Annotated in this window: 15 protein-coding genes; 9 read left to right on the forward strand and 6 right to left on the reverse strand. The window is 57.6% G+C overall.

The window, feature by feature from the left end:
- Nucleotides 1–72: 72 nt before the first annotated feature.
- The 8 genes from ACHUE7_RS02065 (at nt 73) to ACHUE7_RS02100 (ending at nt 14560) form a co-directional block, all read left to right on the forward strand.
- Nucleotides 73–1812, forward strand: coding sequence for a glycerol-3-phosphate dehydrogenase/oxidase (locus ACHUE7_RS02065; protein ID WP_394168500.1), 1740 nt, complete (start codon nt 73–75; stop codon nt 1810–1812).
- Nucleotides 1813–1837: 25 nt separating this feature from the next.
- On the forward strand, nt 1838–2677 hold the full coding sequence (locus ACHUE7_RS02070) for a class I fructose-bisphosphate aldolase (RefSeq protein ID WP_394168501.1): 840 nt from the start codon (nt 1838–1840) through the stop codon (nt 2675–2677).
- Nucleotides 2678–2882: 205 nt separating this feature from the next.
- Nucleotides 2883–4409, forward strand: a complete 1527-nt coding sequence (locus ACHUE7_RS02075) for an FGGY-family carbohydrate kinase (RefSeq protein WP_394168502.1) — start codon at nt 2883–2885, stop codon at nt 4407–4409.
- A 265-nt stretch (nt 4410–4674) separates the two neighbouring features.
- Entirely contained in the window at nt 4675–5841 is a 1167-nt protein-coding gene (locus ACHUE7_RS02080; protein ID WP_394168503.1) for an iron-containing alcohol dehydrogenase, read from the forward strand.
- Nucleotides 5842–5845: 4 nt separating this feature from the next.
- Nucleotides 5846–7348 (forward strand): CoA-acylating methylmalonate-semialdehyde dehydrogenase, encoded by a 1503-nt coding sequence (locus ACHUE7_RS02085; protein WP_394168504.1) that lies wholly within the window; start codon nt 5846–5848, stop codon nt 7346–7348.
- Between the two features lie 313 nt (nt 7349–7661).
- A complete protein-coding gene (locus ACHUE7_RS02090; RefSeq protein ID WP_394168505.1) occupies nt 7662–8438 on the forward strand; it encodes an IclR family transcriptional regulator in 777 nt (258 codons plus the stop codon).
- A 97-nt stretch (nt 8439–8535) separates the two neighbouring features.
- Nucleotides 8536–9474 (forward strand): SMP-30/gluconolactonase/LRE family protein, encoded by a 939-nt coding sequence (locus ACHUE7_RS02095; RefSeq protein WP_394168506.1) that lies wholly within the window; start codon nt 8536–8538, stop codon nt 9472–9474.
- Between the two features lie 142 nt (nt 9475–9616).
- On the forward strand, nt 9617–14560 hold the full coding sequence (locus ACHUE7_RS02100; protein ID WP_394168507.1) for an RICIN domain-containing protein: 4944 nt from the start codon (nt 9617–9619) through the stop codon (nt 14558–14560).
- Between the two features lie 55 nt (nt 14561–14615).
- Here the strand turns inward: ACHUE7_RS02100 and ACHUE7_RS02105 are convergent, their stop codons facing one another.
- Complete coding sequence (locus ACHUE7_RS02105; RefSeq protein ID WP_394168508.1) at nt 14616–14876, reverse strand: DUF3081 family protein; 261 nt, start codon at nt 14874–14876, stop codon at nt 14616–14618.
- A gap of 73 nt (nt 14877–14949) precedes the next feature.
- Nucleotides 14950–16143 (reverse strand): MFS transporter, encoded by a 1194-nt coding sequence (locus tag ACHUE7_RS02110; RefSeq protein WP_394168509.1) that lies wholly within the window; start codon nt 16141–16143, stop codon nt 14950–14952.
- Nucleotides 16144–16504: 361 nt separating this feature from the next.
- On the opposite strand from ACHUE7_RS02110, the gene ACHUE7_RS02115 reads away from it, so the two are divergent.
- Nucleotides 16505–18169: an alpha-amylase family glycosyl hydrolase gene (locus tag ACHUE7_RS02115; protein ID WP_394168510.1), complete on the forward strand. Its 1665-nt coding sequence runs from the start codon at nt 16505–16507 to the stop codon at nt 18167–18169.
- On the opposite strand, the gene ACHUE7_RS02120 is transcribed toward ACHUE7_RS02115, so the two are convergent.
- The 4 genes from ACHUE7_RS02120 to ACHUE7_RS02135 all read right to left on the reverse strand — a co-directional run bounded on the left by ACHUE7_RS02120 (nt 18166) and on the right by ACHUE7_RS02135 (nt 21262).
- A complete protein-coding gene (locus tag ACHUE7_RS02120; RefSeq protein ID WP_394168511.1) occupies nt 18166–18834 on the reverse strand; it encodes a dienelactone hydrolase family protein in 669 nt (222 codons plus the stop codon). The two genes, ACHUE7_RS02115 and ACHUE7_RS02120, sit on opposite strands and share 4 nt — an antisense overlap.
- Before the next feature lie 261 nt (nt 18835–19095).
- Nucleotides 19096–19287 (reverse strand): RSP_7527 family protein, encoded by a 192-nt coding sequence (locus ACHUE7_RS02125; protein ID WP_394168512.1) that lies wholly within the window; start codon nt 19285–19287, stop codon nt 19096–19098.
- Nucleotides 19288–19483: 196 nt separating this feature from the next.
- Nucleotides 19484–20692, reverse strand: coding sequence for a cation:proton antiporter (locus tag ACHUE7_RS02130; protein WP_394168513.1), 1209 nt, complete (start codon nt 20690–20692; stop codon nt 19484–19486).
- Nucleotides 20693–20779: 87 nt separating this feature from the next.
- The gene (locus ACHUE7_RS02135; RefSeq protein WP_394168514.1) at nt 20780–21262 is read right to left on the reverse strand and encodes a DUF4442 domain-containing protein; all 483 of its coding nucleotides are present in this window, start codon (nt 21260–21262) and stop codon (nt 20780–20782) included.
- Nucleotides 21263–21430 lie beyond the last annotated feature (168 nt).

Consider the following 21430-nt stretch of genomic DNA (forward strand, 5'->3'; position numbering starts at 1 on the left):
AAGCAGGAAAAAGCACCCGGTAACAACACATGCCGGGTAGCTGAGTTCACTTTCTACGTTGGGAACGATGTTATGAACGAGCATAGCAGGGTAGTGCTGTGGCAAAAATTGGCGGCGAGGGACAGCGTTTCGGTGATTGTAATCGGGGCGGGCATCAACGGCATCAGCGTGTTTCGCGAACTCAGCTTGCAGGGTGTTGATGTGATACTGGTCGATAAGGCTGACTACTGCGGCGGAGCCAGTGCCGCACCTTCGCGGATGATACACGGTGGTTTGCGGTATCTGGAAAGCGGCGAAACGGATCTGGTGCGCGAATCACTGGCTGAGCGAAATGCCCTGCTGCGCAATGCGCCCCATTTTGTCCAACCGCTACCGACCACTATACCCATCTTTTCCTGGCTGACAGGGGTTGGTTCTGCCATTTCGCGGGTGCTGGGCCGGGCCGCCAAACCTTCCCGCCGCGGAGCGCTGATCATCAAGCTGGGGTTGTGGCTTTATGATTTCTACACCCGGCGTCAGCAAGTGTTGCCCCGACATCAGTTTCACAATCAGATAGCAACTCATGAACGCTGGCCCGAACTGAACAAAGCACTGGTGTGCAGCGCCACCTATTACGACGCCTGGATTAGCTACCCGGAACGCCTGGGCATGGAAATGGTTCTGGATACCGTGCAGCAGTGTCCGCAAGCGCTGGCGTTGAATTATGTATCGGTTGCCGGGTTTGAAGACGGAAAGGTGGTACTGCACGACGAAGCCTCTGGTGAACAATGCCGTATAAAGCCAGACATCGTGATTAATGCCACCGGTGCCTGGATTGATTTGACCAATGAGGCGCTGACCGACCCAACGGACTTCATCGGTGGAACCAAGGGGTCGCACCTGATTGTTGCCAATGAACGGCTGCGTGAGGCAACGGGCGATCATATGATTTTCTATGAAACTCCCGACGGCCGGGTCTGCATCTTATTTCCGTTTATGGGCAATGTTCTGGTCGGTTCAACGGATTTGCCAGTCGATTCACCGGAGGGGAATTACTGCACACCCGAGGAAGAAGCCTACATTCTCAAGTCACTTGAATTTGTGTTTCCGGATATTCGGATTAAACCGGACGAGATCGTTTACCGTTTCAGTGGCATACGGCCTTTGCCGCGCAGCGATGCCGACCAGACCGGCCAGATCAGCCGGAATCATCTGTGCCGTCTCACCCCGCCTACCGAGCAACGATCGTTTCCGGTGTATTCAATGATCGGCGGCAAATGGACAACCTTTCGAGCATTTGGCGAGCAGGTTGCCAACCAGGTGCTGGCCCGGTTGGGCCAGCCACGCACCGTCTCCACCGGCCAGATGGCCATCGGCGGGGGGCGTGATTACCCAGCCGATGCTGTGGGAATTAACGCCTTGCTCACCCGGTGGTCGAATCACTACCAACTCCCGCTACCGCGCATTACGGACTTGTTTGAGCGTTACGGTACCCGGGCAGAACAGGTTGCTGACTATCTGGCGGGCGGGCCGGACCGGCCGTTGTCCAGTCAGGCGGATTACAGTGAGCGGGAAATTGAGTTTCTGATCGTGCAGGAAGCGGTATTAACCTTGAATGATCTGGTACTGCGCCGTACGTCGCTGGCCATCGCCGGCAAACTGACCGGGGAAACACTGGTGGAGTTGCAAACGCATTTGACCCGTATGCGTGGCCTGACGCCTGAACAGGCGCAGCTCATGCTGGCAGAAACCCAAAATTATCTGACCCACTTTCACGGATTAACACCCCGGCAGTTGGCGGACCCCGAGCACCACAAAGCACAGTCGGCCTAACTGGCACACCTCTGGAGAAAACACGATGTTTGATAAAAAGAAAGTACGCATAAACCGGTTGTTGAAGAACGGTCGGTGTCTGGATGTTGCCATCGATCATGGCGTCTGTAATGAACCGTCTTTCCTGAACGGTCTACAAGACATGGTTGCTGTTGTAGAGCAGCTGGTCGCCGCCGCGCCCGATGCCATTCAAATGAATTTTGGTCAGAGCGATTTGCTGCAATCCCTGCCCGGTAAGGACAAGCCGGCTCTGGTGATGAGAACCGACATGGGCAACCCTTACAACCTCATTCGGCACCGTTCGATGTGGTCCATGTTGCAAAGTGAAGACGAACCCATTCGAGCCGCTCTGCAAATGGATGCCGCCTGCGTTGTGGTTAATCTGTTTATGCTGCCGGATGAGCCGGAGTTGTTTCGCCAGTGCGTCAGCAACATTGGCAAGGTGCGAAACGACTGCGACAAATACGGCATGCCGTTGATGATTGAACCGTTGGTCATGCAGGCTCATGATGGCAAGGGCGGGTACATGGTTGATGGTGATCGCGAAAAGATTGTGACTCTGGTTCGACTGGCTCGTGAGATGGGGGCTGATATCATCAAGGCCGACCCGACGACGCAAGCCGAAGATTTTCACGAAGTGGTTGAAGCTGCTCGCTGCCCGGTGCTTGTGCGAGGTGGCGGTAAGGAGGACATTGAGGCGGTGTTTGGCAAAGCCGAACAGTTGCTGCGCCAGGGCGCTCACGGCATGGTATACGGTCGTAATATCTATCAGCACCCCGATCCGCGTCGCGTGGTTCAGGCGTTGATGGCGATGATTCATGAGGGTGCCTCTGCGGAGCAGGCGCTGGCGATGTACCGGGGCTAAGCCCTAGTTCGTTACAGCAACCCAAGTTGCCATAACCCGCGTCGGCAACCGGTGGTGCCTCTGTGGGGTCGGCGTGAATCCGTCCTTGGAGCCTAGGCCGCAGCATCCCTGCTGCGGACTTCCCCACAGAGGCACCACCGGCCGCCGACACTCGCATTGTGCAAACTTCGAATTTTGAGTACTAAGAACCAAAGAGATAATTGTCATGCCAGACGTATTAGCCCAACCCGCCTGTTTGCTGGGCATTGATTGCGGCAACACGGTGATCAAGGCTGCGTTGTTTACCACCGAGGGGCGGGAACTGGCGGTGCATGCTGAATCGGTGGACACCCTGCGCCCGGCGCCGGGTTTCGCGGAGACCGACATGGAGATGCACTGGCGGCAGTGCAGCTCGGCGATTCGGGCAGTGCTCACAGCGTCGGGCATTGATCCGGCGAGTATCGTTGGTATTGGTACCTCGGGGCATGGCAACGGGCTCTATACGCTGGATCGGGAAGGCGCGCCGCTGAAAGCCATCCAGTCCATGGATACTCGGGCCGAGCAGCAACTAGCCACCGGTGATTTGGACCATGCGGCCATTCTTGCCCTGAACCATCAGGGGATTTGGGCGGCGCAGACGCCAGTCCTGTTGCGTTGGCTGAAGACGTTTGAACACGCGACCTACCAACAGATTGGAACCGCGTTTTTATGCAAGGATTACGTCGGCTACTGCCTGACGGGGGAGCGCGGCTCGGATTACACCGACATGAGCGGCTGCGGGTTGCTCGACTTTGAACAAGGCAGCTACTCTTCCCGTTTATTGTCGTGTTTCGATTTGGCCGACGCTGAAGCCAGCTTGCCCCCGTTGCGGCACAGCACCGACGTGCTGGGCAGGGTAACGGAGGCTGCGGCGGAGCTTACCGGCCTGAAGGCCGGAACTCCGGTGGTTGCCGGGTTGTTCGATGTGGTCGCCAGCACCCTGGGATCGGGTGTTGAACGGACCGGTCAGGCGTCCATTATTGCCGGCACCTGGAGCTGTAACCAGGCGGTGGTGGACAGCCTGCCACCGCCCGGGTCGATTTTCATGCCCAGTCAGTTTGATCACTCCCGTTTTCTGGCCATTGAATCCAGCGCCACCTCAACCGCCAATCTGGAATGGTTTATTCGGGAATTTTGCGCGGCGGAAATGCAACAGGCACAGGCCGCAGGCTGCTCGGTGTACGACGTGATCAGTGAGCAACTGAAACGCATTGAATTACCCTCCGATCAGCCGCTGTTTCATCCCTACCTCTATGGTGCCGGGCAAGCGGCGCAGGCACGTGCCGGTTTTTACGGCATCACCGGCTGGCATGACCGGGGTTCTCTGTTGTACGCCCTGTTTGAAGGCGTGGTGTTCGGGCATCGCCAGCACATCGAACGACTCCAGAAAGCCGGGGTTCCGTTTCAATCGGCCACTCTGACCGGTGGCGGGGCTCGCAGCCGTTACTGGACGCAGCTGTTTGCCGACATTCTCGGCATCGAGATTCATACCGCCGCTGGCTCTGAAACCGGTGCCTTGGGCGCCGCCATTGCCGCAGGTACCGGCAGCGGCGTGTTCGCCCACTACGCAGACGGCTGTGCGGCGATGACCAACCGCCTGGAGAGCTTTACCCCCCGCCCCGACTTGAAACCGTATTTTGACCAGCGCTACCAGTGGTTTGTCGAGCTGTGGCACACCCTGGATCCGGTTTGGCGTCGTATGGCCCGGGGCTGAGGCCCCGTTTTCCTCTATTCCACGGTGACATCCCTTCTGTAACGCCATGGCCCTTCACCTGAAGACGGCCTGCATCTTTTTTATCGTTCCAGAATTATTAAAATGATACAAAACGTCTCATTATGGTGTTAATGTTTGTCTGATAGATGGCTTTACCCCTTGGGTTGGTCATCGGCGTTCAGGCTGATCTTTGGCTCACGCCTGAGAAATAAGACATCACAAAAGGGTGTGGGCCGGCGTGTCGGCACCTTGGGAGGGTCGGGATATGACTCATAGAATTGTGTTGCCTCGTATCATGGAGATCGGGGCGGGTGCCATCCAGAAAATGCCGGATATTCTGGGAGTGCTGTCCTGCCAGCGCCCCTTGCTGATCACCGATCCGATGATGGTTCAGTTAGGTCATGCCGGGCGTCTGACCGACATCCTGGAGACAGCAGGGCTGAGCTGCGCGGTGTTCGCCGACACCATGGCGGAGCCGACGGAAGACTCCTTGCAACCGGCGCTCGAACAGTTAAAAAGCGGCGATTTCGATGCGCTGATCGCGCTCGGCGGTGGCAGCGCCATCGACACCGCCAAGGCTTTGGCCTTGCTCGAGGCCCGGGGCGGTTGCATGGCCGATTACAAAGTGCCGCGCATTGTGGATGAGCCGGGTTTGCCGGTTATCGCCATTCCGACAACGGCTGGCACCGGGTCCGAAGCGACCCGGGTAACCATCATTACCGATGCCAGTACCGATGAGAAAATGCTGTGCATGGGCCTGGGCTTTATGCCGATGGCGGCGATCATTGATTTCGAGCTGACACTGACGGTCCCGGCGCGCGTTACTGCCGACACCGGTATCGATGCCCTGACGCATGGCATTGAAGCCTATGTGTCACGCAAAGCCAGCCTGTTCAGTGATGAGCAGGCACTGGCCGCCATCCGGTTGCTGGCGCCGAACCTGCGCAAGGCGTATCACAACCCCAACGACCGAGCCGCCCGGGAAGCGATGATGCTGGGCTCTACCCTGGCCGGCATCGCATTCTCCAACGCCTCGGTCGCCCTGGTGCATGGCATGAGCCGGCCGATCGGCGCGCACTTTCATGTACCCCATGGCTTGAGCAACGCCATGCTGTTACCCGCCATCACCGAGTATTCACTCAGTGCCGCAACGGCGCGTTATGCCACCTGTGCCCGCGCCATGGGGCTGGCCCGGGAGACCGACAGCGACGACGTCGCCAATACCCGATTGTTGGCGGAATTGCGCGCCCTGAACGCCGAACTGAAGGTGCCGACGCTGGCCGGGTTTGGCGTTAAGGAGAGCGAGTTCATGGCGTTGCTGCCGGTTATGGCAGAGCAGGCACTGGCCTCCGGTTCACCGGGCAATAACCCCAGGGTGCCCGTTCAGGAAGACATCATCGACCTCTATAAAACCGTTTGGCATCAGGAGTAAAAGCATGCAGGACCAACTGAATTTTATAAACAACGAACGTGTATCAGGCGAGTCTGAACGGTATCTCGACGTGCATGACCCGGCGACCGGAGAGCCCTGCGCTCGGGTGCTGATGTCTTCGGCCGATGACACGCGCCAGGCTATTGCTGCGGCCCAGGCGGCGTTCCCAGCCTGGTCGAAAACTCCCTCGCTGACCCGGGCCCGGGTCATGTTCCGGTTCAAGGCGCTGCTGGAAGAACACGAGGAAGAGCTGGCCGAACTGATCAGCCGTGAACACGGCAAGGTGTTGTCGGACGCACGCGGTGAACTGACCCGGGGCAAGGAAGTGGTCGAATTTGCCAGCGGCATGCCGCACCTGCAAAAAGGTGAGTTCAGTCGCAACGTGGGCAGCGGTGTCGATTCACATTCACTGATGATGCCGTTGGGGGTCTGTGTGGGGATTTCTCCCTTTAATTTCCCGGCCATGGTACCGATGTGGATGTTTCCCATCGCACTGGCGACTGGCAATACTTTTATTTTAAAACCCTCTGAGAAAGACCCATCGCTGTGCCTGCGACTGGCCGAATTGCTGCGCGATGCCGGGTTGCCACCCGGGGTCTTTAACGTAGTCAACGGCGACAAGGAAGCCGTGGATGTCTTGCTGACCGATGAGCGGGTGCAGGCCGTCAGCTTTGTCGGGTCCACCCCGGTGGCCGAGTACATTTATCAAACCGCCAGTGCCCATGGCAAACGGGCACAGGCATTGGGCGGCGCAAAGAATCACTTGGTGGTGATGCCCGATGCCGATATCGACCAGGCGGTCTCCGCGTTGATGGGTGCCGCCTATGGCGCGGCCGGCGAACGCTGCATGGCGATCTCGGTGGCCGTGGCAGTGACCGACGCGGTGGGCGATGCGCTGGTGTCCAAACTGAAGTCAAAGGTCGAGGCGTTGCGCGTTGGCCCCGGGTATGGCGTCGACACCGAAAACGACATGGGGCCGCTGATTACGGCTGAGCATCTGGCACGAGTGCGGCAGTTCGTTGATGAAGGCGCCGAGCAGGGCGCGCACCTGGTGGTCGACGGTCGCGATCTGACGGTACCCGGTCATCCGGATGGCTACTTTATTGGCGGTTGCCTGTTCGACCATGTGTCGTCTGACATGAGCATCTACCAGGAAGAGATTTTTGGCCCGGTGCTGTGCGTTGTCCGCGTCGCGGATTATGACCAGGCGGTGGCCCTCGTGAACGCCCACGAATACGGCAACGGAACCGCTGTTTTTACCCGCAGCGGCGATGTCGCGCGTCAGTACGCCGAAGACATTCAGGTGGGTATGGTCGGCGTAAACGTACCGATTCCGGTACCGATGGCGTTTCACTCTTTCGGTGGCTGGAAGCGGTCTCTGTTCGGGCCTTTGCACATGCATGGACCCGACGGCGTACGCTTTTTCACGCGGATGAAAACCGTCACCACTCGCTGGCCCGATCAGCAGAAACAGGCGGCTGACTTCGTGATGCCAACCATGAAGTAACTTAAGTATTGGAGTTCGCAACAGGTTAAGCGTCAGGTGCCGGGTATGCCTATCCGGGGAAGTCCGCAACATGGATGTTGCGGTCTAGGCCCCATGGATGGGTTTACGCCGACCCCGGATAGGCATACCCGGTGGCTGACGCGTATTCCTGGCAACCAAGCAAGACTGAACTCCGATACTTAAGAATTAACTCATCGCACAGTGTCCGGCGCCGATAGCTATCGGTTGCCGGGCCGGTCAGTTTGGTCAGAGACATGGGCGGCGTTATGGTAGAATTCTGCGCAATCTAACCGAGTGAGCCGACCGACCCGATATGACTAACCAGCGACGTGAAAAGGGATCGTCCATCCAGCGAGTCCTCGACATCATCAGAACCGTTAGCCTGACCGAGCGTGGCGTGTCGTTGCCGGCACTGATAGAAGAACTGGATATTCCCAAAGCCACCGTGCACCGCCTGGTGCAGCAGCTCGAAGAGGCTGGCTTCCTGCAAACCAACCTGCGCGGTAACGTGGTACCGGGCAGTCAGATGCAGGCCATTGCCCTGGGTGTGCTGAACAGCAATGAAGTTAAGATACAGCGCCAGGCCATTTTGCAGGGCCTCGCCCGGGAAGTGGACGAGACCTGCGGCATTTCCATCCCCGACGGCATCAACATGCTGTATTACGACCGGGTGCAGGCCAACTGGCCCTTGCAGGTGCATTTGCCGGTTGGCAGTCATGTACCGATCAACTGCACGGCCAGTGGCAAACTGTATCTGTCGTCGCTGTCCAAAGCTGCCCGCCAAAAAGTGATTCGTAACTTGCCGCTGGAAAAACGCGCGCGCCATACCATAACCGACCCCGAAGCACTGAATGCTGAACTCGACCGCATCAAAGCCCGCGGCTATGCGACCGACAATGAAGAATTCATCGACGGCATGGTGGCGGTATCGGTGCCGGTGTTGCGCGAGAACGGCCAGGTGATTGCCTGCCTGTTCAGCCACGGGCCGGTCATCCGGTGCTCTCTTGAGGAGCTGGAAGGCCACATTCCGGCCCTGCAGCGCGCTGCCAAAGAGCTGAGCCAGGTGCTCAGTGCACCGGGCGAAAAGTGAAATATATTTCAATAGTGAGACTATTTGTCTCATTATTTTGACTTTATTGTTTCGTGACGGTACGCTTCGGGGATAATAAAAAAGACCGGAGCGTTCAATGCCCTTTGCTGCTTCCATACCGTTACCCGACACCAGCAGGGATTCCTGTGAATCACTACGGTGTCTGGTCCGCCTCAACAACGTTATTGGAGAGAGCCCGGTCTGGTGTGCCGACCGGCAACACCTGGTGTGGGCCGACATTGAACAGCAACGGGTTTATCAACTCGACATCCCCTCCAACCACCTGACCGAGTTCCCGGTTGATATCGGCATAACGGCCCTGGTCCCCACGTCGTCGGGCGACTGGATTGCCGCGAGCCGGACCGGGTTGTATCGGTTAACCCCTGATTTTCAAACCGCCTATTTGCTGCTCGATCCGGAAGCGGATCGTCCGGGCATTCGATTGAACGACGCCATTGCCGATCGCCAGGGCCGGCTGTGGACCGGGTCTCTCTGCGACGACCGACTGGACGCACCGGTCGGTCGTCTGTTTCGGCTCGATCCGGATCTGCGTTGCACCCAATCGGACGCAGGGTTTGCGGTCGCCAATGGGCTCTGCACCAGCCCGGACAATCGCACACTCTATGCCGTCGACATGTTTAATCACAGCATTCGCCAGTACACCCACGATCCGGTAACCGGTGAGTTGGGTCCGGCCCGGGTCTTTGTGCAACTGGCAGAACACGAAGGCAAGCCCGATGGCCTGTGCTGCGATGCCGAAGGCGGAATCTGGGTGTGCCACTGGGGCGGTGGCTGTGTCAGCCGCTTTGATGCCCGGGGCCAGCTCAGTTACCGACTCCAGTTACCGGTGTCGCAACCGACTCGCTGTACTTTTGGCGGCCCGGACTTGCGTGATCTGTTCATCTGTTCAGCCCGATTCGGTCTGCCCGAAGCGGCGCTGGACAACGAGCCCCTCGCGGGCAGTGTTTTTACCGTACGGGTACCCTGGACCGGGTTGCCCGAGCCGGCTTTTGAGGCGGGCAAACTGCCAAGCTAGCCGGAGCGACGGAACCGCACCCTGAGTAAGTAACTCTTTATCGGAACCATCAAAACAATAAACCGGCGGGCTGACCTGTGCAGCGAAACCGCTTTCCGTAAAGCACTGTGGCAACCCAGGTTGCACAGGGGAGACCAACTCGATGAAACCAACCACACGACTGCGGGGGGCGCTGGCTGCGCTGATGCTCGCGCTCATCCCGATCGCCTTCGCAGAGAACGGCCCGGGCCTGGGTAACCTGACGTATAACGCCAATGAATTGTTTGAACCGGTGTCCATCATTGATGGCAGCATGGGTATTCCAGGTAATGGCGGAGATCCGGCGGCGCCCTTTGGCCTGACCATGGGCTATATGTTCAATGGCTATTTCGTCGGGGTGTTCGCACCCGATCACGGGCATTCATCCGGCGGCTGGCTGGTGCTGGATGTGTCCGATCCGCGCAATTTAGTCCAAGTTGTGCGGCAATACGACTCAACCTATGTGGGCAATGGCAGTGCCTACAACGGTTATGACGGCAATGGCAATCAGGATCCGAATTGGGTCGGCAATACCGGTGATTTCCGTGAAGTGCATGGCATGGGTTTCACCATTCAGGATGGCCGGTATTACGCGGCCATTCCGACTGGCTACGGGATTGAAATTTGGGATTTCACCGATGTTGGACCGGGCATTCCTCCGGTGCAAACGACCCGGTTCGACATTCCCGGCATTGCGGCGGGCAACTACACCGATACCTCCTGGCAACTGACCTGGCAAGCGCCATACCTGTACGTCGCCAATGCCAACCAGGGGATCTCGGTTATTGATACCAGCGACATCAACAATCCGGTGTTGCTGAGTAAAACGCCGATTTCCTTGCTCGGTGGTTTTCGCATAGGTCCGATCTTCGCCATGGGCAATCACATGATCGTGTCGAGCATGGAAACCAACGGACGCGCCGCCAGTCTGGATATCAGCGATCCGGCTCAGCCGAAATTACTGACCACATTCGCCGCTGGCCAACAGTTTTATGCCACCTGTTTTAACGGCTCCCAGGTGATGTTCACCAACCGCGGCACACCGGCCTACATGCAAGTGGTGGATATCACGGACCCGACGCAATTCGTCGAACTCAACCGGGACACCGTGCAACTGAACGAGGCACTCTATTGCGCGACCCAGGGCGACCGGTATTTCTCTGGCAATCAGGAGCAAGTCAGCATTGTCGACATGAGCGATCCGTCGAATCCGGTATTGATCGGAGAGGGGTCGCTGAACATCGGCAGTGGCAGTGATCACGGACAGGTCTCTGTGTTTGGCAACCTGGTGTATGTGGGTAACGATCACGGGAATGGCAATGGGTTTATCGTGCATCAGACGGCACCGGATACCGAGGGGCCTGCTGTGACTCAGGTCAGCCCTCGCGATGGCTCAACCCAGGCCGGACTGCTCAGTCGGGTGGGTTTGTCGATGAGTGACAGCATTTTAATCCGCTCTATGGATAGCAGCAGTTTTATCGTGCGTGAGCAAGGCAGCACCCAGCCCATTGCCGGCCACTACAGTGGCCAGGGCGACATCATCAACTTCTCACCAGCCACACCTTTGCAGGCCAATACCACCTATGAAGTGGTGGTGCCGGTTGGCGGCCTGGAAGACTGGGCGGGCAATTCGGTCGACACCGCCTTCTTATCCACCTTTACCACCGGGGATGGTTCAGGTTCGGGTGATTGCAGCGTGAATTGCCCGATTGGCGGAGGGTCCGCCAGTGCCAGTACCAGCCAGGCCGGGCACCCGGCAGCAGATGGTAATGACAGTGATTTCTCGACTCGCTGGACAGCCAGCGATGGCTCGGTTCCGCAGTGGTATCAGGTCGATTACGGCACGCCGTTGCAACTGTCCGGCGCGACCATGACCTTTGAATTTGGTGACCGGTTGTATCACTACGTGATTGAAGTCTCGACTGACGGCACGCAATGGACTCAGGTAGCGGATCGTTCCAGCAACACCGAAACGAGCATTCAACAAACCCTGACGTTCACGCCAACAACCGCGCAGTACCTGCGCATCAGGTTTACCGGTTTGCCATCGGGTTCCTGGGCAGCGCTGTATGAATTCTCGGCACTGGCGCCGGTAGCGGGCTGCACTCCATCCGGTAGTGAAGTGTGTTTTGTGAAACTCATTGCTGACTCTGAAGTCAACGGCGAAGCCTGGACCTCAGTCGCTGAACTCAGGGTACTTGATGGTGACTTGAACGCCCTGTCGGTCGCATCGGTGGATGTGCACTCTGTCGACAGCGAAGAGCTGTCTGGGGAAGACGGTTCAGCCTTCAATGCTATCGATGGCAATGCGGCGACGTTCTGGCATACCGAATGGCAAAATGCAGAACCAACGCACCCGCATCAGCTCACGCTAAAACTGGATCAGGCAAGAACGCTGGGTGGACTTCGTTATCTGCCGCGCCAGACGGGCGTCAATGGTCGCATTGCCAATTACCGGGTAGAAACCAGTACCAATGGCACCGACTGGACTCAAGTGGCCAGTGGTACCTTCGCCAACAACGCCACTGAACAGACCGCCCTTTTTGATGAAGCCATAGAGCCGCTGTCGGTAGCGTTGCCGTACCCGGGTGCGGTTCAATTCGGCCAGAGCATTACCTACACGGCTGAGGGGCAGGGCGGTGCGGGAACGCTGGAGTACGCCTTCGATTTTGGCGATGGCAGCGGCTCGACCGGGTTCAGCAACCAGGCCAGCGCAACGCACACCTACAGCCAGGCAGGTCACTATCCGGTGATCGTAACGGTTCGCGACGCCAACAACCAAACCGATACCGCCAACCGGTTGCAAACCGTGCACCGGCCTCTGACAGCACAGTCACCGACCCGGTCCAGCAGTCTGCAGGTAGCCAATGGGTCGATCTATGTCGTGAATACCGACAACGACAGTGTCACCGCCATCAACGGCCAGACACTGGTCAAGCAATGGGAAGTTGGCGTGGGTGATCAGCCTCGCACACTGGCGGTTGCCAATAACGGTAACCTCTGGGTAACCAACCAGGGCGACGCAACCCTGTCGGTACTGAACAGCAGCGGGTCTGTGCTCAATACCATCGCCTTGCCTCGCGGCTCACAGCCCTATGGCATCGTCTTCAGCCCGGATGCGACGCGTTTGTACGTGTCACTTGAAGGGCGAGGCGAGGTCGTTTCTCTGGATACCGGTACCGGCACGGTGATCGATACGCTGGCGGTCGGGCCGGATCCGCGCGGGTTGGCTGTTACCGCCGATTCCCAGGCACTGTATGTCACGCGCTTTATTTCGCCCCAGCTTCCTCAGGGCGAAGTGCGGAAAATAGAGACGGCAGGCTTTACGGTTGCCCAGGTGATCAGCCTGCAGAACGACACCACCACCATCGATGGCGAAGACCGGTCTGGCGGGCACCCGAATTACCTGAGTGCCATCACCCTGTCTCCGGACGGCGCACGGGCCTGGGTGCCGTCGCAAAAGGTCAATACCGATCGGGGCAGTTTCGTCTCCGGGCAACCGCTGACGTTTGAAAGCACAGCACGTACCATCGTCTCGCAAATTGACCTGACCACCGACACCGAAGACGCGGCCGCCCAGGTTGACTTCAACGATGGCAATCTGGCCAGCGATGCCGCCCTGATGCCACTCGGCGACTACGTCTTTGTGGCGATACAGGCCAATAACCGGGTCGACATTCTGGACGCCTATTCGGGTTCAGCCATGGGCTCACTGACGACAGACCGGGCACCCAAAGCCGTCGCCCTCAGTGACGATGGCAGCCGACTCTTTGTGCACAATTTCATGGGGCGCAGCGTCGAAGTCTTTGATACCAGCAATATTGTCAACGGCAGTGACTTTGTCGCGCCTACCATCGCGCAGATTCAAACCGTCAGTTCAGAGCAACTGGCCGCCAACGTCTTGCAGGGCAAACGCATTTTCTACAATGCGGAAGACACGCGCATGGCGCTCGACGGCTACATGGCCTGCGCCAGTTGCCACCTCGACGGTGATTCCGATCGCCGGGTATGGGACTTTACCGATCGCGGTGAAGGGCTGCGCAATACCCGCAGTTTGATTGGCGCCGCCGGCACGCGTGATGGCAATGTGCACTGGACCGCGAACTTCGATGAGATCCATGATTTTGAGAATGACATTCGGTCGGCCTTTGGTGGCACCGGCTTCCTCTCAGAGTCTGACTTTGCCGCTACAGCAGATCCGCTGGGGGCACCCAAGGCGGGCCTGAATGCGGATCTGGATGCGCTGGTTGCCTATGTCGATTCGTTGGCCGAAACGCCACCGAGCCCGTATCGCAACAGCGATGGCAGTCTGACTACCGAAGCACAGGCCGGCGCTGTGTTGTTCGACACGCTCAATTGCGCCTCCTGCCACAGCGGCGACTATTTTACCGATGGTCAGCGCTGGGATGTGGGTACTATCCAGGCCAGTTCCGGACAGGGCAGTGGCCAGTCGTTGACGGGTGTGGGCTTTGATACGCCATCCTTGCTGGGCCTCTGGTTCAAGGCGCCGTACCTGCACAACGGCCAGGCAGCGACGCTTCAGGACGTGCTCAACAGCAGCAACCACGGCGGCACCGATACCCTGACCTTGCAGCAACGCGATCAAATGGCTGCCTATCTGTTGCAGTTAGAAGGTCCGGACACGGGCTTGTCCGGTACGGCTCGTTTGCAATCCAAACTCAGTGGCCGCTGCGCTGATGTTGAGGCGGCGGGAACAACCAACGGAGACGATGTGCTGCAATGGAGTTGCCACAACGATGCCAACCAGCGCTGGCAGGTCGAGCCGACCAGTGCAGGATATGTGGAACTGACGGCTGAACACAGTGGGCTCTGCCTCGATGTGGATGGCAACAGCTCGCTGGCCGGCGCCAATGTGCACCAATGGACCTGCAGCGGTGGGGCCAACCAGCAATGGCGAACGGTAGCCACCGGCGACGGCTACTTTCAATTGCAGGCGCGACACAGCCAGTTGTGCCTGGGGTTGTTGAACAATGGATCCGCCAATGGCGTTACGCTTGAGCAGCAGACATGTTCGTCGAGCGACGGTCAGCGCTGGCGTCAGTTCTGACAGACAGCAGGCACGCCAAGCCGGCGTGCCTTTATTCAGGGTAATACCTGGTGTGCTACTGATACTTTTCCAGTAATCCATCAAGGCGCTTAATGAAGTTGTCAGTAGCGCGGGAATTTGGGCTGTCGACTGAAAACGTCTGGTGAAACATCAGCGTTAACGTCACTGCACCGTCACTCAGTGAGACGGTATAACCATCAAAACCGGTATCGGCGGTGAGGCCATCGAGCTCATAGCCCTTGTCGGTTTTTGTGCCGTTGTCGATCACGGTCTGGAAGGCACGCAAGGCGTTACCGGCTTCGATTTTTTCAGACATTCGGTCAGCCTGTGAAGGGTGAGTTCAGTCTGAGTCTAGTGTAATTGGCCTTGGCTTCCCAACAGCGTAGGCCTCAACCTGAAAATCGGGGCAAGCGGCTGATCACCATTGCAGCGACAAGCGACAAACCACCGGTGACTACCCAGGTCCATTCCCAGCCTCCGCTGCGACTGGCGACCAGTGCAACCAGAGGCGGGCCAGCAAACTGACCCAGAGATGACCATTGCTGCATCCAGCCGACGGTGGTTGAGACCGTATCCTCACTGGGTGCCAGCCTAACGGCAAGTGAAAACAGCACGCCGGGAATCACACCGCCGACCATGGAGAACAGCAAAACAGCACCGTAGCGAACCAGAGGCGCCGTGTCGGTCAAACTGGAAAACGCGAACAAAGTGCCGAGGCTCATCACACCAAAACCGGTGTACAACAATTGCCGGGCCTGAATGCCCCGGTGCAACAGATAGCCGGAGGCCAGGTTACCCAGAACGTTAATAAGCGCCACCAGCGCCGTAAGCGGCCCGATCAAAAGGGCGCTGAAACCGGCCTGACGATAGATGGATGGTAAAAACCCGATGACCGAGAGCCACTGGCTGGAATACATGGCGAAGATAATGGCAATCAGCCAGGGGCCAGGCGCCGCAAGTGTATCGGCCGGGCGTTGCCACCAAGGGGCCGATGGCGAAGTGGTGCTGGCTGACGTTGATTGCGGTTGGTCGGTGGGCACTGCGTACCACACCCAAACCAGCATCAGCATCGATATCAGCGCCAGCACTCGCCACCAGCCTTGCCAGCTGACTGCATCGATCACCCAGGGTGCGGTTAATAACGCCAGGCTGGTACCGAACCCCATGTAGCAGCCCCATAGCCCGAGGCGTTGGCTCAGTTTCTCGACCGGTACTTGGCGCCGAATCAGTCCCGGGGCAGGCAGTACAACCAGCAAAAAGCCAACCCCTTCGAGCGCACGCAAGGTGAGCAACGCCGAAACCGACGTCGCTTCAGCGCCGAGAAAACTGGCCAGTGCCAGGATAATCAGCCCGGCTATCATGCTGCGCCGTAGACCGACCGTATCGGCTGCCATACCCACCAGTAAACCCACTGTCATGCCCGCCAGTTGCACCAGCGACAACATAAACCCCGCTTGCAGCAAGGTGAGGCCAAGTGCCGTCTCCAGGGAGGTAATCGCCGGCGGCAATTTCCCCAGGTGAAGCGCTGCGGAAACACCAGCGATGATGACAGCAAACTCGGACGGAAAACGTGAGTGCGACATAACAGCAAGAGGCCTGAGTAGTGAGGGCAATGAAGAAGCCGGTACTTTATCAGCTCGGACCCGGCAGACAACCTTGAGTTTCACCGCAGCACTGGCTCAGGTGGTGCCCAGGTACTAGGCTTGTCCGATCATCGAACATTAATTAAGTCTGGAGTTTCGAAGTTGGCAAACAACTGAGTGTCAGGTGCCGGGTAACCCGATCTGGGGAAGTCTGAGGCATGGATGCCGAAGTCTAGGCCCCATGGATGGGTTAATGCCGACCCCAGATCGGGTTACCCGGTGCCTGACACGGACTCATGGCTCCGAGGTAAAACCGAACTCCGGAACTTAAATGACGCCAGCGATTAAGAGAGCGACCATTATGGATTCCACAATAGAAACACTTTGGCATCACGTCTATGGCGCGGATCATCCTGAAGCGCTGTCGCGATTGTCCGAACTGCTGGAAACCAGCCGCCAAACACTGGCGCAGCAACCAACGACGCCCGACCCGGACTGGTACCGCAACGCCATTGTCTATTCGCTCTACGTCGATGCCTTTGCCGGTGACTTTACCGGCCTGACTGACCGGCTCGACTATCTGGCGACGTTGGGCGTGAATACCCTGTGGCTATTGCCCATTCTGGATTCGCCGATGCGTGACCAGGGCTTTGATATTCGTGACTTCAAAACCATTCGGGCGGAATTGGGTGGCAACGCGGCCTTTACTGGTTTTATTCAGGCCGCGCACCAGCGTGACATTCGGCTTTTGTTCGACATGGCGGTGAATCACAGTTCCGATCAGCACCCCTGGTTTCAGGCCGCCCGAGCAGATCGGAACTCGCCCTATCGGGATTATTACATCTGGCATCCCGACCGCGAGCGTTACCAGGGTGCGCGGCTGATTTTTAAAGGCATGGTCAATTCCAACTGGTCGTATAACGAGGCGACCGATGATTATTATTTTCATCGCTTCTATTCGTTTCAGCCCGATCTGAACTATCGCAACCCCGATGTGCTCATCGCGATGATGGAGAATTTCCTGTACTGGAAAATTCAGGGTGTCGATGGGTTGCGCATGGATGCCATTCCCTTTATCTGGAAGGAGGAGGGCACCAACTGTGAAGACCTGCCCACCACGCATACGCTACTGAAACTGATTCGAGCCGGGCTTGATTATTGCGAGCCGGGCACGCTGTTGATCGCGGAAGCAAACATGAAACCCAAGGATGTCGTCGGCTATTTCGGCAACGACGATGAATGTCAGGCGGCTTATCATTTTCCCCTGATGCCGCAGTTTTATATGGCGCTGGCCGAGGGCAACCGGCGCTACATTGAAGATGCGCTGTCACCTTCAGTCACGCCAGCCATACCGGAGAAGTCCTGCTGGATGTCGTTTCTGCGCTGCCACGACGAGCTGACGCTGGAGTTCGTCTCGCCTGAGGTTCGCGAAAAAATGAACCGCTACTATCTACACAATCCGGAGTGTACTTTTCGTGAAGGGGAAGGGTTGGCCGGCCGGCTGTTCTACCTGGTGAAAGAAGACCCGGCCCAAGCCCTGCTGCTGAACGCCATGCTGTTTGCGACCGAAGGCTCGCCCATTTTGTATTACGGCGATGAAGTCGGCATGACCAACGATGAGACGTTTTATCGGGAAAACAGTGCCCGCACCGGTTTTAAGGACGCGCGTTTTATGAACCGGGGTGACATGAGCTGGAGCAAGGTCGACGCGGCCCTGAACCAGCCCGGGTCGGTCGAACATCAACTTTTTCACGGCGTTCAACAATTAATTGAATGGCGTCGCCGGTTTGCGGCCTGCTTTCATCGCAGTGCCCGTTTTCTAGCGAACCCGAACCCGGCGGTTTACAGCCTGGAACGAGACGCCAGCGGTCACCGGCTGGTCATTGTGCACAATCTTTCGGCAACGCCCGTTGAGGTTGAGATCGACCAGCCGATGACCGACCTGGCATCGAACCAGACTGTCATCGGGCCGATTGGGTTGCCGGCCTTCGGCTTCGTCTGGCTGGTCAGCGACACGACCGGTTAAGAGGATACCTCAGTGATCAGTTTTAGGGTGCGTTCCCAGGCAACCTTGGCTGAAACCGGCTCATAGGAATCGCGAATGTCGCAGTTGAAACCGTGGCCCGCCGGGTAGGTGTAGACCGGGAGTTTGGGTTGCTTGCTGCGTACGGTGTCGACGTTTGTCATGGGAATGCTCGCGTCCTGCTCTCCGAAGTGAAGGATGGTTGGGCACAGGGGGGAGGTGTCGGCGAATTCCGGAATGCGACCGCCGTAATAGCTGACCGCACTGGCAAGGTCGGTATTCTGGGTCGCGACCTTGTAGGCCAATGAACCACCCATGCAAAAACCGATGACGGAGACCGGACCGCGCGCTTTAAAATGGTCGATCGCAGCGGTGACATCCAGTAGGGCGGTGTCGAAACTGAAGTTAGCGAGCAAGGCACGGCCGCGAGCCACGTCTTCGGGGGCATAGCCCGTTTCATAGCCGGGCTCTAGCCGGTCAAACAACGCCGGTGCCACGGCGATAAACCCTGCGTCAGCCAACCGGTCGCAAACCGAGCGGATGTGACGGTTCACCCCGAAAATTTCCTGCAAGACAATAACGACGCCCCGCGGGGTATGGTCTGGCTCCGCGACGTAGGCCTTAAAACGGTGCTGGTCGCTGGCGGACAGTTCCTGAGTTTGTGACATGATCAATTTCCTGGTGAAGTTGGTGTGGCCGTCAGTGTAGCCAGCTTTATCCGCACTGGGCAGACTCAGCAGTGAAACTGAGCGTTCAGAAAGGAAACCGGACTGTATTTCAGCGAACCGATGGGCAAGGGGCAGGCAAAAAAAAGCACGGGACGATCGCTCGGCCCGTGCAAAATAACAACACAACAACAACGACAAAGAGGAGAGCTTGCACCAGCGTGGTGTTTGTCAGGTCACCACGCCGTCATGAAATTGGAGTGTTCAGGCGTTTCTTGGCGTGGCACGCGAGCCCAGAACATTCTGGATACCAGCGCGCAAGGACTTGAACAAGTCGCTTGCCTGCTTACGCAGGTATTCGTTGCGCAAGCGCATGGCTTCACGTTCGTAGTAGGCAACATCAACGTTGCCAAAACGGTCGGTCACGATTGCGGTTTCAGCTGTCGGGTTGGTCATCTCATGCTCCTGGGCGCTATGCCATTCTGGGTGGGAGGGGAGACCGGCGTTGGGTGCCCTCTTCAATTGCGGCGCATGATAAGAACCTGACCGTCTGGTCACAAACGATCAAATTTCAGGCTATGGGTGAGAAAAAGTATTTTATGCTGGCAATGGCCGGGCGGCCCAGGCGGTCGAATGCTGTGCGAGCCAGATATTATTTTTCGTGACGCATCAGCCAGGGCAAGGTCAGGCTGGTGAGCAGCACGGTGCCGACGGTTACCACCATCATGGCGGTAAACGCCCGGGGATCGGCGCCTGCTTCAAGAGCCTTTTGCATGATGACCATGGCAATTTCGGCCCTTGGGATCATGCTGACGCCGATCAGCAACGCCCCGTAGCCGCCGAGGCGGCGATAGGCGGGCAGGCAGGCACCGAGCATCTTGCCTGCGATGGCGGCTGCCAGCAGCACCACTCCGGGCCAGAACGCACTGGAAAAGGCCGTCAGATCAATGTGCAGGCCAAGGCCAATAAAGAAGAAGGGGGTGAACACCAGGTAGAGGCCGTTAAACACCACCCGCTCTTTGGCGGCCGCGGTATCCCGGCTGAACGCCAGCCCGGCCAGAAAGGCGCCTACCGCCAGCGACAGTCCACTGACTTCAGCCAGCGCCGCAATGATGAACCCGATCGACAGCATCAACACCATGGGTTCATGACGGGTTTCATAGCGTTCGACAAACTGGGTCAGGCGTTTTTCAAGGTAGACCGAGAATACCCAGCAGGCAGAGACAAACAAGATCAGGATGCTGAGCACTTTAACAAGGGTCAGCCCCACGTCCATCATTGCAATGCTCTCACCACTAGCCAGCAGCGGGGCCAGAGCAACCAGAATGGCCATCAGCACGATGCTGCTGATGTCATCGAGCTCCGCTACATCGACGAAGAGGTTTCCGCGCTCGGTAGTCAGTTGTTTGGCATCCTGCCAGATGGTGACCGTAACTCCCAGGCTGGTTGCGGTCAGGGCTACGCCGACAAAAATACTGGTTAGCAGGGAGAAACTGACCAGGTAATAAGCTGCCGCAAAGCCGAAGGCACCGCTGAACAATACATTCCACAACCAGATCCAGGAGGCATTGGGTAATTGCTTCAGCAGTCCGCTCAGGTCGCTTTCCAGGCCGACCTTGAATACCAGCAATACCAGACCCGCTTCGGCCAATAACCCCAGGCTGTGTCGGCTGCCCTGATCGAGCAGTGGCACTTGGGTGTTCAGCCAGCCCAATAAAGTGCCTGCCCCAATATAGATGACCATTAACGGCATAAATCGTCGAATAAATACGCCACGGACGAGCAGGGTGAATATCATCAGTACGCCCACCAGGAACAGTGAGTAGGCAGAGGGAAGTTCTGGCAACGACAGAGCATTCATGGCGAGACTGACGAAAGGGAATGTGGCCTCAGTGTAACAGATCGGCCAGCGACGCCAGGCTGATTTAAGTCAGTAGAACCGCTGCGTTTAAGACGCGGGGCGATAGCGGTGTCTCAGTCTTACATACAACGTGCGCTCCACGTGGCAAACCAGGTTACCCTCTCGGTCGCGCACATTAACGGTAAACACCGGGAAACATTTTTCGCCACTGGCCGTGGCCGCTTTAATGCTATGCAACTGGTCGTCTTCAATATGAAACTCGGCGGTCAATCGCCCTTTACCGGGAGCAATGTACTCGATGTCTGCTTTTTTATCCCAGATCAGGTAACGGTCCCAGCCCAGGCAGCCAAACAGCATCAGGGCATAGAGGGGGTCGGTCATCGCATAGAGGCTGCCACCGAACTGCGTGTTGTTGATATTGCGAGTCCAGGGGCGCCATTTCAGATCCACCCGGGCATAGCGAAAGTCGGGGCTAATGGTCACGATTTTCACTCCAGTGAACAAAAACGGTGGCCAGAGGTTCATGACCCAGCGAAACAAAAATGGATGGCGAAAGAAGAGGTTGCGCATGAATCAGCCTACTCGGTCAGTGAATAGCGGCTGAGTATACTGGACAGTGCCGGGGGGTATAGCACCCCGGGCTTATCTATGAAGCAGTGTGTATAAAAGAGTCTTAGAACCGGCGTTAGCGCCCATCGAATGCGGAGAAGGTGTTTATGCATCCGATGAGCGAGGTTA

Source organism: Saccharospirillum alexandrii, from assembly GCF_043641555.1.
Taxonomy (GTDB): Bacteria; Pseudomonadota; Gammaproteobacteria; order Pseudomonadales; family Natronospirillaceae; genus Saccharospirillum; species Saccharospirillum alexandrii_A.

Bases quoted from the DNA above. Each gene is read 5' to 3' on its own strand.
- ACHUE7_RS02130 (WP_394168513.1), bottom strand. From the start codon at position 20,692: ATGAATGCTCTGTCGTTGCCAGAACTTCCCTCTGCCTACTCACTGTTC.
- ACHUE7_RS02120 (WP_394168511.1), bottom strand. From the start codon at position 18,834: ATGTCACAAACTCAGGAACTGTCCGCCAGCGACCAGCACCGTTTTAAG.
- ACHUE7_RS02135 (WP_394168514.1), bottom strand. From the start codon at position 21,262: ATGCGCAACCTCTTCTTTCGCCATCCATTTTTGTTTCGCTGGGTCATG.
- ACHUE7_RS02110 (WP_394168509.1), bottom strand. From the start codon at position 16,143: ATGTCGCACTCACGTTTTCCGTCCGAGTTTGCTGTCATCATCGCTGGT.
- ACHUE7_RS02105 (WP_394168508.1), bottom strand. From the start codon at position 14,876: ATGTCTGAAAAAATCGAAGCCGGTAACGCCTTGCGTGCCTTCCAGACC.
- ACHUE7_RS02085 (WP_394168504.1), top strand. From the start codon at position 5,846: ATGCAGGACCAACTGAATTTTATAAACAACGAACGTGTATCAGGCGAG.
- ACHUE7_RS02065 (WP_394168500.1), top strand. From the start codon at position 73: ATGAACGAGCATAGCAGGGTAGTGCTGTGGCAAAAATTGGCGGCGAGG.
- ACHUE7_RS02075 (WP_394168502.1), top strand. From the start codon at position 2,883: ATGCCAGACGTATTAGCCCAACCCGCCTGTTTGCTGGGCATTGATTGC.
- ACHUE7_RS02125 (WP_394168512.1), bottom strand. From the start codon at position 19,287: ATGACCAACCCGACAGCTGAAACCGCAATCGTGACCGACCGTTTTGGC.
- ACHUE7_RS02115 (WP_394168510.1), top strand. From the start codon at position 16,505: ATGGATTCCACAATAGAAACACTTTGGCATCACGTCTATGGCGCGGAT.
- ACHUE7_RS02100 (WP_394168507.1), top strand. From the start codon at position 9,617: ATGAAACCAACCACACGACTGCGGGGGGCGCTGGCTGCGCTGATGCTC.
- ACHUE7_RS02090 (WP_394168505.1), top strand. From the start codon at position 7,662: ATGACTAACCAGCGACGTGAAAAGGGATCGTCCATCCAGCGAGTCCTC.
- ACHUE7_RS02080 (WP_394168503.1), top strand. From the start codon at position 4,675: ATGACTCATAGAATTGTGTTGCCTCGTATCATGGAGATCGGGGCGGGT.
- ACHUE7_RS02070 (WP_394168501.1), top strand. From the start codon at position 1,838: ATGTTTGATAAAAAGAAAGTACGCATAAACCGGTTGTTGAAGAACGGT.
- ACHUE7_RS02095 (WP_394168506.1), top strand. From the start codon at position 8,536: ATGCCCTTTGCTGCTTCCATACCGTTACCCGACACCAGCAGGGATTCC.